The organism is Rhodococcus sp. 27YEA15, from assembly GCF_049739425.1.
GTDB lineage: Bacteria > Actinomycetota > Actinomycetes > Mycobacteriales > Mycobacteriaceae > Rhodococcus_F.
The window spans coordinates 493,520-511,510 of sequence record NZ_JBMHHW010000002.1; the positions used below are offsets into that span (position 1 = coordinate 493,520).

Here is a 17,991-nt window from a genome sequence, read left to right on the forward strand (position 1 = left end):
CAACCGGCTGTCACCGAGGTGTAGATCAGCGAGTAGGGCGCGACGACGAGCTTTCACAGTTGAGCACCTGGACCAACGGTGAAGGACAAGGAATCAGAGATGTCACAGAACAAGGATCAAATTACGCTTCGCGTGCGGCGTAGAGCTGAAATCGCGACGGAAGCGCTCTTACTGGAATTGGAGAGCACTCTCGGTGAGGCGTTACCGGCATGGGAACCTGGCGCTCACCTGGACATTCGTCTCCCATCGGGGCTGACACGGCAATACTCCCTCTGCGGTGATCGGGACGACCTGCACACGTATTCTATTTGCGTGTTGCGTGAACCTAACGGGCGTGGAGGATCGGAAGAGGTCTTCCGTGAGCTCCGAGAAGGGTCGGAGTTCAGTTCCTCGAAGCCGCGTAACCATTTCAAACTGGCGGAGTCATCGGAGTTCGTGCTGATTGCCGGTGGAATCGGGATCACTCCGATCAAGGCGATGGTCGACGAGGTGAGGATTCGTGGTGCGAAATGGCATCTCCACTACGGTGGTCGCGATCTCGCACACATGGCGTTCGTCGACGAACTCGTGGCACTCGGTGGTGAGAATGTCAGCATCGTCCCTCAGAATGAAGACGGATTGCTGGATATCTCGTCGATCGTCGAGAATCTCTCGACGGACGCGAGCGTCTACTGCTGTGGTCCTGGTCCATTGCTCGAAGCATTGACCACGGCGTGCGCAGAAGCCGGGGTGTCCGAACGTCTTCACTTCGAGCGTTTCGAAGCTCCGGCAGGCGGGCCTGACGTAGCCACCGACAGTGACACGGCGTTCGAAGTCGAACTCCGTTCCTCCGGAGTGACTCTCCAGGTCCCCAAGGACAAGAGCCTCCTCGAAGTCATTCAAGATGTTCGAGCTGACATCCCCTTTTCCTGTACCGAGGGCTATTGCGGGAGTTGCGAGTCCGTTGTGCTCGAAGGGGAGCCCGATCATCGGGGAACCCTGATGTCAGACGAGGAACATGACGAGGAGGGGACCATGCTGATCTGTGTGGGCCGTTCCAAGTCCTCGCGACTTGTTCTCGAGTTGTGAACCGATCCTGTAGTACGAGGAGAACCAATGAAGACGCATCTCAATTGTCCGTGTGGTGAGGTTCTTGTCGGCAGCGACGAGGATCAACTGGTTGCACTCACTCAGAAGCACCTTGCCGAGATGCACTCCTCACGGGAGTATTCCCGTGAGGCCATCTTGGCCATGGCTTGGTAACTCACATTCTGGTCGAAATCGGCTGGTACTAAGACTGTTTTGTCAAACACGGTGTAGGGCGAGTGATTGAATCGGTTTGACCTTCGTTCCTGTGGTGAGACTTGTCCGGCGGGTGCTGGTTGGGCTGATTCGAGGCCAGCGTAGTACGCCGTTTCGACTTCACATGGGGTGCGCATGTCGAGCTCCCCGTGCAGGCGCTGGTTGTTCCACCACCACACGTATTCGACAGTCGCGAGCTCGACCTGCTCAACGGTCCGCAAGGGGCCTCGCCGACGGATCAGTTCAGTCTTGTAGAGGTTGTTCACTGCCTCCGCCATCGCGTTATCGAAACTGTCACCTACCGTTCCTGTGGATGGAATCGCACCGAGTTCGACAATCCGGTCGGTATAGACCATCGCCATATAGTTGCCAGGTTCGAGCCGTGGTCCGAATGATGCGTCAGACCAGTCAGATCGTCGTCGGCGTCCCACGCGGCCAAATCGAGCGCCTGCATCGGCAGGATCTCTGCCTTCAGAGTTGCTGCAACGTTCCATCCGACGATGCGACGCGAGTAGACGTCAGTGGCGAACGCGAGGTAAGCGAACCCGAACCACGTCGCGACATAGGTCACGTCGGCGACCCAGAGTCAGCGACCCAGAGGCGGCGACCCAGAGTCGGCGAGGACCGTCAGCGGTGAACCGGCGATTGACGAGGTCCGTCGGCCTCTGCAGAGCGGGATCGGACTTCGTTGTAAATATCCGTTTCGACTTGCGCACCCCGCGAACACCAGCAATCCGCATGAGGCGCTCGGTCTGATCCCGCCCAACATCTCAACCTTGCCCTCGCATCAGCGCATGCATCTTCCGGCGCCCGTAGATGACATAGTTCTCCGCATGCGGGTGAACGATCTCCGGCACCAGCAGATTGTCCTGCAAGTGCCTCGCCGACAGGGTGCGGTTCACCGCGGCGCGGAAGCCCCGAGAGGTGAGGAATCCTCTCACTGCCGGTCGCAGGACCTGGCAGATGAGCTCGACCCCGAAACGATCGCGGTGTTCGGTGATGAACCGGATCATCTCGTCAAGGGGTGGTCGAGCTCCTTCGCGAAAAAGTTACTCGCAGCCTTGACGATCTCGTTCGCCTTCCGCAACTCCGAGACCTCCTTCTGTAGGCGCTTGATTTCCGCCGCCGCTTCGGTCGTGACCCAGGCTTCACACCGGCATCGACCTCGTAGCGGCGTTGCCACAACCGCAGCGTCTCCGGGCTCATCCCAGCGACGTGACGGATCGCGCTCATCGTCGTCGAGTGGTCCGGCCCGGACTCTGCGAGCATCCTCAACGCACGCTCACGCATCCCCGGCGAATACTTCCTGTTCATGATGCTCCATCCTTACTAGAAGAACGGAACAAAAGTCAGATGCTTCTATATCTGTAAAGACACCAAGATTGGGTGTGCAGTGGCAAGTGTCCGGAACAGCTGCCGGGTGACGTAACGCTTGAGGGATCGCATGATCTCCTTGGTTGTGTGGCCTTCGGTTCGTCGACGTTCGACATAGGCGCGAGTTTGGGGATCAACTCGCATCCTCACGATGACGATGGTGGTCAGTGCTCTGTTCAGACGGCGGTCACCGCCGCGATTGAGCCTGCAGCGCACCGTGTTACCTGATGAAGCCGGGACCGGGCAGGTCCCGGCGAGTGAAGCGAACGCAGCCTTGGAGCGCACCCGACCTGCATGTGACCACGCGATCAGGACAGTCGCTGCAACCACTGCGCCGACCCCGACCGCGGCAGTCAGTTCTGGCGCATTGGTCTTGACCAATGCTTCGAGAGACTTTCGATTGTTAATCAGCTCCGAGTCGAGCGCACGAATCCTCTTGGCTAGTCGCACGGCCTCTGCTCGGCGCGTCGCAGTGGTGGCGCCCTCGGGCCGAGATCGCCACGTGACGATCTCCTTTACTTGACTGTATGCCAACGATTTTCGTGCATCTACACCAAGTTTGACAGTGCGAACCAAAGCCGTCAACGCATTGACCGCGCGCATCCGTTCGCACGTCATCTGCTCGCGCGCGACCACGAGAACGCGCATCGCCACTCGCGATCCGTCCGCACGCGGTCGGCGCAGTCGATCGACGTCGACGGACAGAACTGACCGGGCGATGCGGGCGGCGTCAAGATCGTCAGTCTTACCGACTCCTCTCCGATCTGCCGAACCCATCACGGAGGGTTCGGCTACCGGGAATCCCGCCGCAAGAACGCGGTCGGAGAGTCCGGCGCCGTAGGAGCCGATGCCTTCGATGACGACGAGGACGGCTTGTTGACCTGCTCTGTGTGCGATCCACGTGCGGGCCCGATCAAGACCCGTTGGACTTGCTGGAAAACTCGCTTTGTCCTGCACAGCACCGGTTACAGCGGCCACAACACACAGCGCATGGGCGGCAGCGTGGGTATCTACACCGATGACGATCTCGTAGTTATCTGCGACGATAGGCATAGCGACGGATGTCCTTTCCGATGGCCGACGTCGTTGTCGGCGTCGGCCCGGAAAAGAGCACTTCGAGGCAGGCCTGTAATGGGCCACGACCTCGCGGCAACGGGGTCGGGCAGGCTTCTGATCAAGCCGCCGAAGCATGACCGGCGTCGCCGCCACAACAGAGTGGACAAACCCCGGCCAGTGCATCCGAACAGGAGCAGAGCGATTCATGAGTCACACGGCGTTGCAGCGACGACACCTATCCTGTCAGCCAGCCCCGGGCCGGCCACTGCAAACGCTTACACGCGATTCAGTTCTGGACGGGTATCGAATTTGTCAATCATCATCGTGCTGTCGAAGTTTCGGGTAATAGCGATTTCTTCAATGCTGACTGGGCCGGGGCTGATGCGCTTGTGTCGCCCAGCTATTGGTGTAGCTGGCGATAGTTTGTCGGCGGTTTCTGGACAGATTCGTGCGAATGGGTCGGCACGATAGTCGATCTTGACTCTTGCGAAGTCGATGTCGAGGCAAAGGCTGTGACCAAAATGCGGACTGACGGACTCGGCTCGGCGATTGCGATACGGCAGGTCAGCGGTCACTCGAGGATCGGATTTGTCAACGAAGTCACGTGGTCCCTCATCGAAGCCCATGTCCGCTCCGAAAAACGAACAACACTGATGTTGAATATGACTTGAGCGTGGTTGCTCTGTTTCTTCTGGTTCGCGCATCATTTAAAGTTATTTAACGAAAAATATTCTCTGAGAACAATCCCGTATAATTTCAACATAATCGTTGACTTAGATCATATTCTTATGTAGCGTCGCGTTCGAAATCAAGAACGGTGTCGTCACTTTGGGTCTGCAGGCACTTACCGCCCAGGGGTCGCAGTCTGATCTGACGTCGAGGATTTAGCGAGGAGCTCACATGGGTCATCGAAGTGGCACGACTGATTTGGGTTGCAGGAGCAATGCCGAGGTGCGTTTCGACGGCAGGGTCGTCGTTGTCACAGGAGCTGGACGCGGCCTTGGGCGTGAGTTCGCACTGTTGTTCGGCAGTCTGGGAGCAGCTGTCGTGGTCAACGACATCGGAGTTTCGACAGATGCAGAGCGGTATGCCGGGCTCTCAGAGCTGGAATTCGGCAGGGACCGACTCGACCTCGGCGTGGCTCAGTCGGTCGCCGACGAGATTGTGGCTATGGGAGGGCGCGCTGTAGCAAGCTCTGCTGATGTTTCAGTAGAGGATACTGCTGCCACTGTTGTCGAGGACGCGCTCAACCACTTCGGTCATATCGATGCGGTCGTCAACAATGCGGCGGTCGTGCCGTATGCGCCGTTCGAACAGCAAACAATGAAGGATTTGCTAGCCGCATTTGAAGTCAGTGTCGGAGGTTCCTTCAACATTTCTCGTGCCGCGTGGCCGCATTTCAAGAAACGCGGATATGGACGCATAGTCAACGTCTGTTCGATCGACGGAGTGTTGGTGAGCAGTCCAGGATTGTCTGCGTATGGGGCGGCGAAAGGTGGACTTGCCGGGCTCACGCGGATTTTGGCAACCGAAGGCGCTCCTCTTGGAATTTTCGTCAATGGTCTGCTCCCCGGAGCGATGACGCGTTCGAACGCATCGGTCGATTCGGGCTATCGGCGGGTGGAGAGCGTGGCCCGCACTCCGGCGATGGTAGCCCCGGCCGCATGTTGGCTCGCGCACGAGGAATGCGATGCGAACGGGAAGTTCTTCGCTGCCACTGCCGGCAGTATGCGAATGGTGTTCATGTCCGCGGCTTACGGCTATCAACATCCGAGCCCTGATGAATTCGATCTGGCGGCGATCCGCAATAACTGGGAACCGATCACGTCGGCGTCAGGATCGCTCATTCCGGACGCAGTATCGGAATACAACGATTTTCGAATGCGTATCTATCGTGAGCGCGTGCAAGTGGACAGGGTTGCGCCCACGCCGGACGTCCACCAACAACCGAAACCGGACTCTTCCTCTGTCGCAGTCGATCTCGCTACTCGTGTAGGACGCTTCCTCAGCGATCCGACGGCGCGCCGCAACCCGTATGAGTTTCTTGCCGACTTGCGAGCGCAAGCGCCAGTTGTCCGGTCCGATTCAGGGGTGTGGCTGGTGTCGACCTATGCGGGTGCCCGTGAAGTGTTGCGCAACGATGCACTGCTGAGCCGCAGGGAAGCGGCCCTCAAACATGTACTGGTTGACCATCCGGAGGCGCGGGCGATCTTCACTTCACGGATGTTGTACAACGACGGAACAGAGCACACGCGGTTGCGTCGACTGGTATCGAAGGCATTCACACGAGGAGGCGTACTGCGCTGGGAGAGCCGAATTCGGGAGATTGCGGACGAGGTTCTCGACCGACTCGAACCCGCCGGACAGATGGACCTCTTGCACGACTTCGCCTATCCGGTTGTCGAGCACATCATCACGGAGTTGCTTGGCGTCCGTCACGGCGATCTGGCGCTGTTCACGAAGTGGTCTTCTACGATGACGGCTCCTCCCGCCGGTACGGACATCTCGCTGTTCATCGACGGGGCCAACGAGAGTGCATTGGAGGTCGCCGCGTACGTCCGGGACCGTATCGCAGAGCGTCGTTCGAGTCCGGGGGACGATCTGCTCACGAATCTCATCGAAGCGGAGGGCGCAGAGGACGGCAGACTCAGCGAAAGGGAACTCGTCGCCATAACATTCGAATTGATCTTTGCCGGTTACGAGACTACTTCGAACTTCGTCAGTAACGGGATTCATCGGCTCTTGCTCAATCCGGAGCAGTTCGAGGACCTCAAGGCCGATCGAGCACTCCTGGGAGGAGCTATCGACGAGATGCTGCGCTGCGAGAGCCCTGCGCAATTCCCGCAGGCACGAGTAGCTGTCAAAGATGTAGTGGTGGAAGGTATTTCCATTCCTAAGGGCGACACGGTCATGGTGTCGTTGGCGGCAGCCAACCGCGACCCCCTGATGTTTATGGATCCGGAACGGTTCGATATCCGCCGTCAGCCCAACGACTACATCTCGTTCGGGTTCGGGTCTCATTACTGCCTTGGACATGCTTTGGCTCGGCTGGAATCGGCGCAGATGCTGACCGCCATCTTGGACCGCTTGCCGCAACTTCGACTAGCGGGAGAGGTCCGGTCGGGTGACTCGCAATTTCACCACACGTTGGCGGGGCTTCCGGTTTCGTGGTGAACCCCGTCGGTGGATCGTTCGACGCACGGACTGATGGCCGCGGTCAATGGTTCCGATGACTTCGAATCCAGTGTGACCGGACGGTGAGCCAGTGCTACTAGTGTTCTGCGTTAGAAATTAAGCATGTTAGTTATTGATTGTTTTCGTCGTGGTTGGGTTGAACTTGGCGAGGTAGTCGGCGAGGGATCTGAGGATCTCGTCAGCGGTCTTGGTCCAGCGGAAAGGACGCGGATTGTCGTTCCAGGTATCGATCCACTCGGTGATCTCGCCTTCGAGGGCTTTGACCGAGGTATGGACACCGCGGCGGATGAGCTTGTCGGTGAGCAGTCCGAACCAGCGTTCGACTTGATTCATCCAACTCGAACCTGTTGGGGTGAAGTGAATATGGAAGCGGGGATGCCTGGCCAACCATGCCTTGATCTCGGCGGTGTTGTGGGTGGCGTAGTTGTCGCACACCAGGTGCACGTCGAGGTCACGGGGTACGGCTTTGTCGATGGTGATCAGGAACTTGCGGAACTCGACGGCTCGATGCCTACGGTGCAGTGCGGAAATGACGGTGCCGTCGGCGATGTTGAATGCCGCGAAGAGGCTGGTAATACCGTGACGAAGATAATCGTGGGTGCGCCGTTCGGGAGTGCCGGGCACGATCGGCAGGATCGGTTGTGACCTGTCGAGGGCTTGGATCTGAGACTTCTCATCGACGCAGAGCACGATCGCCTTCTCAGGTGGATTGTGGTACAAGCCAACAACATCGACCACTTTCTCGACGAACAGCGGGTCGGTGGACAGCTTGAACGAGTCCTGCAGGTGCGGTTTGAGATCGAACTTGCGCCAGATCCGCCCGATCGTTGATTTGGACAGTCCGGTGTGCGCAGCCATCGACGTCCGGGACCAGTGGGTGTCCTTGCTGGGCGTCGACTCCAAGGTCGCGATGATCACGTCCTCGACCTGATCGAGCAGGATCGACGGCGGCCGGCCTGACCGGGGCTCGTCGACCAACCCGTCGAGCCGGTGTGTAATGAAACGCTGACGCCACCGGTTCACGGTCGACTCGTCGACACCGAGATCGGCCGCCGCCTGCTTGTTCGTCCCGCCTTCGGCGCAGCGCAGTACGATCGTTGCCCGCATCGCAAGGTACTGAGCGGTTTTCGCTCTCCTCGCCCACGACGTCAGCTGCGTTCGTTCGTCCTCGCTCAACACCAATTCCGCCTTCGGGCGCCCACTTCGCCCGGCATCGGCCAGTCCCTCGAGCCGCTCGGCGGCGAACTTTCGCCGCCATGTCGCTACCGTGAGATCGAGTTCGCGTGCAACACCCGCGTTCGACGCACCTTCGGCGCAGGCCAACACGATGCGCGCCCGCTCCGCCTGCCGCCGGCCACCCGATTCGACCCTGCGCGTCAGCTCGGCACGTTCAGCCACGGACAACGTGATTTCAACAGCCGAAGGTCCACGATGCGACATGAAACAGATTATAAACTAATTGGTGTAATTTCTAACGCAGGACACTAGTGTCCTGCGCCTGAAATTCACTGTATAAATTGTTACGATACGAGGGTGGTGCGCGTTGAGCGTTCCGAGCCTGAGTTCGTGCTGACTGATAGTGAACGGTTTCAACTGCTCACGTGGTCGCAGGGGTCGTCTCGGATGGTGGTTTGGGGCTCGAATCATTCTGGCGTGCAGTGAGCCTGGTGTGGTGTACGACGATGTTGTATCCGAGGTGGGTGTCTCGCGGATGACAGTGAATGCGTGGCGGCGGCGGTTCACGCAGGACCGATTGGCCGGGTTGACCGACAAACCCCGGCCTGGCCGCCCGAAAACCGGACTCGAACTCTCCGATGGAGAACGCGAACAGTTGACGCAGTGGTCGCGGCGGGCCAAAACATCGCAAGTATTGGCGCTGCGGGCGAAGATCGTGTTTGGCGTGCGCGCAGCCGGGCGCGTCGAACAAGCAGGTCGCCGACGACCTGCGGGTCACCCCGAGCACCGTCACCAAGTGGCGTTCTCGGTTCATCGACAAACGCCTCGAAGGTTTGACCGACGAACCACGGCCCGGCCGCCCGCCGTCGATCCTGCTCGACCGGGTCGAAGACGTCATCACCAGCACTCTCGAACAATCACCGCCCCAGGCGACGCACTGGTCACGAACGTCGATGGCGGAGAAGACCGGGCTCTCGACATCGACGATCGGACGGATCTGGCGCAAGTTCGAGCTGAAACCGCACCTCACCGACGGTTTCACACTCTCCACGCACCCGCAGTTCGTCGACAAAGTCGTCGATGTCGTTGGCCTGTACCACAATCCGCCCGAGCATGCGGTCGTGCCGTGTGTGGACGAGAAATCCGGAATGCAAGCTCTCGATCGGTCCCAACCGGTGCTGCTGATGATGGCCGGTATGCCTGAGCGGCGCAGCCACGACTGAAGTCCGTTCCGATGTCATGAGCTTGGGGGGTACCTCCCTGCACGTAGTGCTCGGGGGAGTCGCAGCGTTCGATATCGCCGACGGTACTGTCATTTCCGCACTGCACCGCCGGCATCGGGCCGTCGAATTCAAGCAGTTTCTGGTCGCGATCGACAAAATGGTCCCGACCGAACTCGATGTGCAGTTGGTCTGTGACAATCTCGCGACCCACAAAACCGTCACCGTACGGGACTGGTTGGCGAAACATCCACGGTTCCATATTCATTTCTCCCCCGCGAGCGGGAGGGACCCCTACCCGACCGGGTCCTCGTGGATCAATCAGGTCGAGCGGTGGTTCGGGTATCTCACCGATCAACTGCTCCGCCGTGGAGTGCACACCTCCGTCGCGTCACTGGAGAAGGACGTGCGGGAATGGATCGCCGATTGGAACGAGAATCCGAAACCCTTTGCCTGGACCAAAACTGCGGACGAAATCCTCAATTCACTCGCAAAATATATCGAACGAATCTCAGACGTAGGACACTAGAATCTGTGTACTCGACGATGAGCTAGGTGTGTCTCGTCGAGATGTTATGACTTGCAGGCGGTCGACGAGCCTTGAGCCAGTTCAGGCGACGTTCGGCTCGGCTGGGAAAGTGTGGCCGAAGGTCGGGTACGTATGCTGGTACCGTTTCGCACAATCTCGTTCTCGAAGCCGGTATGCCGGCCGGTGTCGTCGATGCGGACTTGGGGAGATGCAACGAAATGCGTTGGTTCTCAGATGGATCGTCATGCTGGTGACGGTCGAGGTTACTCCGAGTAACAAACTTCGAGACGGTCGGGCTAAGGGGCCCTGCGGAATTCGCGGACGCGCTAGACGGATTGCAATCGTAGAATCGCGTCTCGGCTTTCGGGCGGATACGTGATGTAGTGGTGCGGCGTATTGCAGGTGACATGGATGTCGACTGCAGTTGTCTGGCCTCGAGTGAATCCGCGCGCTCCTCGACCAGAACGGAGTTTCACCGCATTTTCGGATGTCGGGCCGAGGCTCCGGGTGAATCCTCCGTGGTGAGAATCGTTTTGTGACGGCGGCACTGAAGTTGTGGCCACAGGAAAAATAGGCACTACGGTCGGCCGTGAGGCATCGGCAACCGAGTTGGAGAGGTTGGCGAAGGAACACCTTGAGGTCGCGGAATTCGACTTCGTCACGGTGGGCTTTCTCGCTACTGCGGCAGAAGCTACCGGGTGCCCGCCCGCATCACGGTAGCTTCTGCGCGCCAGTTCGGGCATCTCCTGAGCGAGCGCGTGATCAGGAATGTAACTCTGCAGGCAGTTCCTCGGTGTGGGTGAACGATTCGCGCGTAACAGTGGCGCCGCGCGTGAGTGCTCGTCGTACGGCCGTGTAGTCTGCGGGCCGGTTGATCGCGTGGATGGCTATCAACCGATTGTCGCGGAAGTAGATGACTGAACATTGCTGATCCGCGGGGTCGCCGAGGATCAGATGATCGTCATGGTCGGCGGCCCATCCGGCGATCTGAATCTTCCAGTCGCCCTGATCCGACCAGAACCACGGAATGTTCTTGTAGAAAGCCGGTTTACCAGCGAGGGTTGCGGCGGCGGTGCGAGCCTGGTCGATGGCGTTCTGGGTTGATTCGAGGGAGATCCGACCGCCTCCGGGCGCTGCCTGATGATGAAACTCGGTGCAGTCACCGGCTGCGCAGATCAGCGGGTTACTGGTCCTGGCTGCCTCGTCGACCAATATCCCACGACCAGTAGCGAGGCCAAGTCCGCGAGCGAGGGAGCTTTGCGCGCGCATGCCGACGCTGACCAAGATGGCGTCGGCGGGTAGTCGCTCACCCGTCTCCAGTTCGACCTCGGTGACGTGGTCGGTGCCGTGGAAGGCGGTGGCACGAGTCGACAAGTGAACCTTGACTCCGCGGGCGGTGTGAGCGCGGGCGCACATTTCAGAAACCTGTGACGTGACCACCCGGCTCATCAGACGGTCGGAGGTTTCGATCAGGTCGGTCTCGATTCCAAGGGATCGAGCGACCGCCGCCGCTTCGAGCCCTATGAAGCCGCCACCGACGATGACCAGCCGGCGGCAGGTGGTCAGCGCGCTCCGAAGTGCGTTTGCGTCTTCGAGAGTGCGTAGTTGATGCACTCCGGGCAGGGTAGCGCCCGGCACGTCCAAGTGCACGGGTGAACCCCCTGTAGCAAGGGCGAGTTGCCGGAATTCGAAGACGGTACCCGCGTCAGTGACCGCGCGCCCGGCGTTGTCTGCCGTCGGAGCGGTTGCTTCGCTGACCGTTTCGCCGAACACCGCAGTGATCTCGGCGGAAGCCAGTGCGTCGAATCCGCCCAAGGCGAAGTCCTCGGGTTCGACCTGCCCGAGAAGGAATGCCTTCGACAGTGGGGGACGAGTGTAGGGCGCGTGCTGCTCGGCCCCGACGATTGCGATGGAGTCACCGTGTCCGAGGCGCCGCATGGTCATGGCGATTGTGTGCCCCGCCTGGCCTGCGCCGATGATCAGGGTGTTGACGGATATCGTCGTAGGTGCCGGAACTCGATTCGGTTCCATGTATGCTTCCCGCTTCGGTCGAGGTGTATCCAAATAATCAACATATATGTAGAAGACATTTGGATGCGCTGCAGCTTCTACTACATCTTCATGATTTGAAGTGCATGTGACGTTCTATATTACACAACGCTGGTGTTGACTACTTTCGAGGAGATTCTGGCGAGATCGAAGTGGGTGGATTGTCGTACACCCTTGGCACGAGGTTCCGGATAGCGGTATGAGCGTGGTGGTGGTCTCAGCGTTCGAAGAATCGCATCGGTGCAGAGTGCCAACCGTTCCGCAACACCGCGATCATCTTTTCGGCTGGCTCTGCCGACTCGAATCGAGGAAATCTGTCCAGAAGAGCTGTCAGCAGGGCTGAGGCCTCCATGCGCGCGAATGCCGCTCCTATGCACACATGCGTGCCGAAACCGAATGCAGCCTGCTGGGTTCGCGGACGCTCTATATCGAAGATGTAAGGGCGGTCGAACAACTCCTCGTCTCGGTTTGCCGAATCGTAGGCCAGGTACACGCGCTGACCCTGTTCCAAGTTTACTCCTCTCAATGTGGTCGGGGCGCTGACTGTTCGCAGGAATCCGCGTGCTGGGGTGACCCAGCGTAGAGATTCCTCGATGGTGTCCGGCACGAGAGTTGGTTTCGAGGACAGTATTTCGAGTTGATTAGGGTGATCTGTCAGTGCGACGACCATCCCGGTCAGTAGCGATCTCATCGTGTCGTTGCCTGCGGCGAGGACGGTGATGAGAAGCATCAGAACGTTGGCGTCGGTGATGCTTTCATCGTCTCGCTGGACCTCGAGTAGTCGAGATGTCAAGTCATCGGCGGGTGTCACGCTCTTCCGGGCGATCCACTCGGACAGGTAGTGCGACAAGGGTAGAAAATCTGCCTGAGCCTGTGCCATTTCGGCCGGGGTAAGGGGATAGGAGAGACGCTCCATCGCTTCGCTCCAGCCACGGACTTGATCCACGTCCTCGATCGGGAGGCCGAGTAGGTTGAGTGCGACCATGACCGGAAGTCGTTGGGCGACATGGACCCAGTCTACTACCTCGCCTGGTGGAATATCGTCAACCAATCCTAGGGCAAGTTCACGAATGCGCTGCTCCCGTGTTGCAACCGCCCGTGCAGTGAACGTGGACGCCAAAGCCTTTCGTAGAATTGTGTGACGAGGTGGGTCGACAAAGGCGAGGAACTCGCCACCATCGCCGAACATGGGCTCGGACGCGAGTTCTTGGAGCGCGATGGTATTCAGTTCGATTCCGTCCGTCACTGTATAGTGCTCGTTATCTCGTGATACTGATCGGATGTCGCTGTGCTTCGTGACAATCCAGGTGTTGAGATCGGGGTACCAGTGAACCGGAGAGTGCTCTCGGAGGAACCTGAATGCGTCTTCGGCTTCGAACGTGTGAAACGTGGAGTCGTTGAGCCGGATGGAAGGCTCGGCCTGAATGCTCATGGTAGAACCGTTGCAGCATGGTTGGGAATCGCCACGTCGTAGACCTGCCTCGAGGTGTTCGGGCGAAGCCGGATGGCTGCGTCTCCTAAGTCGTCGAGCGGTCGCAGATCGACGCCGGTCGAGCTGAAGTGGCGCCCCCACTCGGAGGCCTGCTTCATAAGGTGACCACCGGTGGTTGTGCGGATGCCGGTCGGGCGAAGGGAGTTCAACGTCTTACTCATACAGCCTCCTATTTTGTGCCTGCCGTCACACCTGCGGATTACGTGAACCTAGTCCTGCAGTTTCTTCATGTCCACGAATTCGTTGAAAAATGTCCGAATATTCGACGATTCGCCGCTCGGCTGTTTGTCGATCACGGGCATGCCCCCGCGTAGTCGGTGATGTGGTGGAGGTTGATTGTGCCATGACGGATGGTCGATGATTCATCGCGAGAGGCCCGAATCGAGTGGAACATGCATTGTTCTATCAGATTTCGACCAGAAAGCTCGGGCGGGAGATATTCACCTCGGTTCGAATGGCGTCCGAGCCTGAGTGGTCCGGGTCGGGATCTCGTGAGTTCCGCGTGGCTCCGTTCGGGGTAAGAAGAAATACAACGAATATGTTGATTAAACTTGCCTCACTGTATGCACTCGGCAGCTTGCGCTTCGGGTGAAGGCGAGTTTGCGTCGATGCCGTTGCGGTCATTCTGGTGGAAACATGCTGCTCGGCGCGTTTGTCGGACTGTGATGCATGGGTATATGTCCCCTTCCAGGGCATCGTGTTTCGGGTCGCGTCGTCCGACTTGCCGCCTGTCGGCGATTTCGGCGGACCTAGTCTCGGATTGTTTCCGATTGCGACACTTCCTGGGGTCTTTTTCGCGCGGTTCCGAAGGTTGGGAAGGTTCAACGGTGACGACATTTGAGTCCTGCCGAAAGTCAACGTCAAAGTTTCAACTTGACTGTTGAGTATTTGCCAATTCCTGAAGGAAGTTTCGTCAGGCGAGTGATTTGTCGATATTTTTATGCAACGCTAGTGTTGATTATTTGGTCAATCGGGTTAGCATCGAGGTCGGTTGACGTGGGCGAAGTGCGTCCCCGGTCTTGCGCTCGCCGTCTCGGGCAGTTGCCGTGAGTGGTGACATGGCCGAGTCGGTCGGTACCTCAAATGAAAGTGAGTGGTTGTTATGTCTGAAGCAGTGATCGTTTCTGCGACTCGATCGCCAATCGGACGGGCAGTCAAAGGGTCGCTGGCGGGAGTTCGTCCCGACGACCTTGCGACTCAGATGGTGCGCGCAGCGTTGGACCGTGTGCCTGCGTTGGATCCGCGCGATATCGACGATCTCTACCTGGGGTGCGGACAGCCGGCTGGTGAGGCCGGTAAGAATCTGGGGCGGGTGGTTGCCGTGGAGTTGGGCTACGACTTCCTTCCCGGGCTGACGGTGAACAGGTACTGCTCGTCGTCAGTGCAGAGCACACGAATGGCATTCCATGCGATCCGGGCGGGGGAGGGGGATGCTTTCATCTCTGCCGGAGTCGAGACGGTAAGTCGGTTCGGTCGAGGTAGCGCGGATTCTTGGCCGGATACCGAGAATCCGGTGTTCGACGCAGCTCGCTCGCGAACCAGCACCGCGGCGCAGGGAGGCGTCATCGAATGGCGTGATCCTCGGCTCGACAACGAACTGCCCGACATCTACATCGCGATGGGCCAGACCGCGGAGAACGTCGCGCTGTCATCGAATGTGAGTCGGCGTGACATGGACGAGTTCGCTTTGCTCTCCCAGAACCGTGCAGAGCAGGCTGCACTCGATGGCGTCTGGGACGAAGAGATCACGCCCGTCAGGCTGGCTGACGGAAATAAGGTCGCCGCCGACGACAGTCCACGAAAGGGTGTTGTCCTCGAGGCATTGGAATCGCTCCGGCCTGTCTTCCGTTCGGACGGTCGTGTGACCGCCGGTAACAGTTGCCCCCTTAGCGACGGTGCAGCCGCACTGGTAGTGACTAGTGATGAGAAGGCCGGGGAGCTGGGTCTGCGTCCCTTGGCGCGCATCGTTGCCAGCGCTTCCTCGGCTCTTTCGCCCGAAATCATGGGCCTCGGGCCGGTGGAGGCGACCAAACGCGCGTTGGCGCGCGCCAGGATGAGTGTGGCTGATCTCGATCTGGTGGAGATCAATGAAGCGTTCGCCGCTCAAGTGCTTGCCTCGCAGCGTGAATTGGGTGTCGACATCGAACGCCTCAATGTTCATGGTGGTGCCATTGCTCTCGGACATCCGTTCGGAATGACGGGAGCGCGCATCATCACCACCTTGATCAACGCCTTGCGGCGTCGGGATGCGGAGATCGGTCTTGTGACGATGTGTGTCGGCGGCGGTCAGGGGATGGCTTTGGTCATCGAGCGGATGTCCTGATTAATTCGCCGTTCGCGACGGTCGAAGTGTGATCCACGAAGACGTTGATCTGTCACCCAAGGTCGCGCGGGTGTAATTCCTATCTGGAGATCTTGAATCGACGGGTATTCCTTGCCTCGAGCTCAACTGGGATCGAATTTATCGACAAGGTGTGATCTATTAAATATCAACATCGGTGTTGACTAAAACATCGAGAAGCAATTACGGTGGTCGGGAGCGGTGATCCGCCCCCGTGTTCGCGGGGCACTTCGTGCATGCAAGGCCGGAGACGGCGCCGAACGGGCCGCGGCCGGCGCATCGGCGCGCTGTGGGGCATCGATCTCGAGTAATTCCAAAACGGAGGTGCGGCTGTGTCGAAGGAATCAGTGGGCGGTCAGCAGGAGGAGGGCACGCTGTGTGAAGTGGCGACGGCTAACATCCCCACGCTGCTCATGGTGATCTATCAGGTCACCGGGGACGAGCGCTGGTTGAATGATCCGTATCGTCCTACGCGCAGTCCAGGTTTGAACGATCACGACACCGGAGGACTGCCGCAGGAGATCCAAGACGAGATCCTGGTGGCCGGAGTGGCGGCCCTCGATCACCTGCGGGCCGGTGGCGCGCCGGTGATCGAGGTGCCCGATCCGGAGTTGATGAGCCGGATGCTCGGTGTCTGTGTCGGGGAGAAAGTCGACGAGAATTACGGCCGGATGTTCTCCGAGGAATTCCGTCGACGGTTGGTCGGCAGCAGCAATCTGGGTAAGCCGGTAGCAGCATCGTCGAACTTTCGAGTGCTGGTAGTCGGTGCCGGTGTTTCGGGCATCATCGCTGCGCAGCAGTTACAGGAGATGGGAGTCGATTTTCTGGTCGTCGACAAGCATGACGCTGCGGGCGGTAATTGGATCGACAACAGGTACCCGGGTGTCGGTGTCGATACTCCGAGTCATCTCTACTCTTTCTCTTTTTCGGAGAACGATTGGCAGATGCATTTCGAGCTCCGCCCGCAACTGCAGGACTATCTCGAGCGCACCTTTGCCGCGATCGGTGGCCCGGAGAGGACCCGGTTCGGAACCGATGTCGTCTCGATCACCTTCGACGAGGAGTCGGCGGGATGGTATGCGGTGCTCCGCGACAGCGGCGGCGTCGAGGACCGGCAGTGGTTCAATGCGGTGGTCAGCGCGGTCGGCATCTTGAATCGCCCGAAAATGCCGACTCTGCCCGGGATCGAGGACTTCCAAGGCCTGGCCTTCCACTCCTCGGCCTGGCCCGAAGACCTCGATATTCGTGGTCGTCGGGTGGCGATCATCGGCAGTGGCGCCAGCGCCATGCAGATCGTTCCCGCGATCGTCGGGGACGTCGGGGAGCTGACGCTCTTTCAACGCACTCCCCCGTGGGTGGCGCCGTTCGAGAAGTTCATGCAGCCGATCGACGGAGGAGCCCGCCGTCTGCTCAGCGACGTTCCGCTCTATCGCTCCTGGTATTGGCTCAAGTTGTACTGGCAGTTCGGGGACAAGGTCCTCGACTCGCTGCAGAAAGACCCGACCTGGCAGCACCCGGAACGGGCAGTCAATGCCCGTAACGACGGACACCGGCAGTTCTTCACCCAGTACATCAGAGACGAGTTGGGTAAGGACGCCGACGACCTCTTCGACAAGGTTCTCCCTAGCTACCCCCCGTATGGCAAACGGATCCTGCTCGACAACGGATGGTACCGGGCGCTGTGTCGACCCCACGTCAGACTGGTCGACAAAGGCGTCGCCGAGGTCAAGGTCAACGGCGTCGTCGACACCGAAGGTCAGTTCCACGAAGCCGACATCCTGGTATGGGCAACCGGTTTCGAGGCTTCGCGGTTTGTTTCCTCCTACGACGTGATCGGGCGCGATGGCCTGACATTGCGCCAAGCGTGGGATGATGACGACGCCCGCGCGTTCCTCGGTGTGACTGTGCCGGAGTTTCCGAACTTCTTCATGCTCGGAGGCCCGAATTCGTTCCCGGGCAGTGGCAGTTTCATGTATTTCATGGAAGTTCAGATGCGTTACATCACTCGGCTTTTCGATGCGATGGCGGCTGAAGGAGTTGACGCGGTCAACGTTCGCTCCGATGTGTTCGACGAATACAACGCCCAAGTCGAACACGCCGCCGAGCAAACCGTGTGGACCCACCCCGGAACGAACACGTTCTTCCGGAACGAGCGTGGACGCCTGGTCTTCGTCTCACCGTTCCGGAACGTCGACTACTGGAGCCGGGCCGAAAGCTCAGGCCTCGACGACTACACCCGCATTCACGCCCGAGCCGCAACCGAGGAACGGCTTTGATC

At 59.2% G+C, this 17,991-nt stretch carries 13 protein-coding genes and 1 pseudogene; 5 read left to right on the forward strand and 9 right to left on the reverse strand.

Translation table 11 applies throughout. The features are described from left to right. Positions 1–312 precede the first annotated feature (312 nt). On the forward strand, positions 313–1,068 hold the full coding sequence (locus ABH922_RS27325) for a PDR/VanB family oxidoreductase (RefSeq protein ID WP_424810163.1): 756 nt from the start codon (positions 313–315) through the stop codon (positions 1,066–1,068). 101 nt (positions 1,069–1,169) lie between these two features. On the opposite strand, the gene ABH922_RS27330 is transcribed toward ABH922_RS27325, so the two are convergent. From ABH922_RS27330 to ABH922_RS27350, 5 genes are all read right to left on the reverse strand, one after another. Then, positions 1,170–1,637: an integrase core domain-containing protein gene (locus ABH922_RS27330; protein ID WP_424810164.1), complete on the reverse strand. Its 468-nt coding sequence runs from the start codon at positions 1,635–1,637 to the stop codon at positions 1,170–1,172. After that, complete coding sequence (locus ABH922_RS27335) at positions 1,580–1,852, reverse strand: hypothetical protein (protein WP_424810165.1); 273 nt, start codon at positions 1,850–1,852, stop codon at positions 1,580–1,582. Before ABH922_RS27335 ends, ABH922_RS27330 begins: the two co-directional genes overlap by 58 nt. A gap of 199 nt (positions 1,853–2,051) precedes the next feature. Next, on the reverse strand, positions 2,052–2,294 hold the full coding sequence (locus tag ABH922_RS27340) for a hypothetical protein (RefSeq protein ID WP_424810166.1): 243 nt from the start codon (positions 2,292–2,294) through the stop codon (positions 2,052–2,054). Between the two features lie 346 nt (positions 2,295–2,640). Continuing rightward, complete coding sequence (locus ABH922_RS27345) at positions 2,641–3,708, reverse strand: IS110 family transposase (RefSeq protein WP_424810167.1); 1,068 nt, start codon at positions 3,706–3,708, stop codon at positions 2,641–2,643. A gap of 278 nt (positions 3,709–3,986) precedes the next feature. Next, complete coding sequence (locus ABH922_RS27350) at positions 3,987–4,418, reverse strand: hypothetical protein (RefSeq protein ID WP_424810168.1); 432 nt, start codon at positions 4,416–4,418, stop codon at positions 3,987–3,989. 193 nt (positions 4,419–4,611) lie between these two features. Here ABH922_RS27350 and ABH922_RS27355 point away from each other — a divergent pair, with 193 nt between their 5' ends. After that, a complete protein-coding gene (locus ABH922_RS27355; RefSeq protein WP_424810169.1) occupies positions 4,612–6,885 on the forward strand; it encodes a cytochrome P450 in 2,274 nt (757 codons plus the stop codon). 126 nt (positions 6,886–7,011) lie between these two features. Here the strand turns inward: ABH922_RS27355 and ABH922_RS27360 are convergent, their stop codons facing one another. Continuing rightward, positions 7,012–8,127, reverse strand: a complete 1,116-nt coding sequence (locus ABH922_RS27360) for an IS630 family transposase (protein WP_424810312.1) — start codon at positions 8,125–8,127, stop codon at positions 7,012–7,014. Positions 8,128–8,668: 541 nt separating this feature from the next. Here ABH922_RS27360 and ABH922_RS27365 point away from each other — a divergent pair. Beyond that, positions 8,669–9,831 (forward strand): annotated as a pseudogene (locus ABH922_RS27365) (IS630 family transposase). A 762-nt stretch (positions 9,832–10,593) separates the two neighbouring features. Here ABH922_RS27365 and ABH922_RS27370 read toward each other — a convergent pair. The 3 genes from ABH922_RS27370 to ABH922_RS27380 form a co-directional block, all read right to left on the reverse strand. Further along, complete coding sequence (locus tag ABH922_RS27370; protein WP_424810170.1) at positions 10,594–11,862, reverse strand: NAD(P)/FAD-dependent oxidoreductase; 1,269 nt, start codon at positions 11,860–11,862, stop codon at positions 10,594–10,596. Between the two features lie 235 nt (positions 11,863–12,097). Further along, entirely contained in the window at positions 12,098–13,126 is a 1,029-nt protein-coding gene (locus ABH922_RS27375) for a cytochrome P450 (protein ID WP_424810171.1), read from the reverse strand. A 182-nt stretch (positions 13,127–13,308) separates the two neighbouring features. Then, a complete protein-coding gene (locus tag ABH922_RS27380) occupies positions 13,309–13,533 on the reverse strand; it encodes a hypothetical protein (protein ID WP_424810172.1) in 225 nt (74 codons plus the stop codon). A gap of 941 nt (positions 13,534–14,474) precedes the next feature. Between ABH922_RS27380 and ABH922_RS27385 the strand changes: the two genes are divergently transcribed. Next, complete coding sequence (locus ABH922_RS27385; protein ID WP_424810173.1) at positions 14,475–15,695, forward strand: acetyl-CoA C-acetyltransferase; 1,221 nt, start codon at positions 14,475–14,477, stop codon at positions 15,693–15,695. 350 nt (positions 15,696–16,045) lie between these two features. After that, entirely contained in the window at positions 16,046–17,989 is a 1,944-nt protein-coding gene (locus tag ABH922_RS27390; RefSeq protein ID WP_424810174.1) for a flavin-containing monooxygenase, read from the forward strand. The last annotated feature ends 2 nt before the right edge of the window (positions 17,990–17,991 follow it).

What these genes read in the sequence shown, in the direction of transcription:
- ABH922_RS27330 (WP_424810164.1), bottom strand. Translation starts at nt 1,637, where the DNA reads ATGGTCTATACCGACCGGATTGTCGAACTCGGTGCGATTCCATCCACA.
- ABH922_RS27340 (WP_424810166.1), bottom strand. Translation starts at nt 2,294, where the DNA reads ATGATCCGGTTCATCACCGAACACCGCGATCGTTTCGGGGTCGAGCTC.
- ABH922_RS27345 (WP_424810167.1), bottom strand. Translation starts at nt 3,708, where the DNA reads ATGCCTATCGTCGCAGATAACTACGAGATCGTCATCGGTGTAGATACC.
- ABH922_RS27350 (WP_424810168.1), bottom strand. Translation starts at nt 4,418, where the DNA reads ATGATGCGCGAACCAGAAGAAACAGAGCAACCACGCTCAAGTCATATT.
- ABH922_RS27355 (WP_424810169.1), top strand. Translation starts at nt 4,612, where the DNA reads ATGGGTCATCGAAGTGGCACGACTGATTTGGGTTGCAGGAGCAATGCC.
- ABH922_RS27370 (WP_424810170.1), bottom strand. Translation starts at nt 11,862, where the DNA reads ATGGAACCGAATCGAGTTCCGGCACCTACGACGATATCCGTCAACACC.
- ABH922_RS27380 (WP_424810172.1), bottom strand. Translation starts at nt 13,533, where the DNA reads ATGAGTAAGACGTTGAACTCCCTTCGCCCGACCGGCATCCGCACAACC.
- ABH922_RS27385 (WP_424810173.1), top strand. Translation starts at nt 14,475, where the DNA reads ATGTCTGAAGCAGTGATCGTTTCTGCGACTCGATCGCCAATCGGACGG.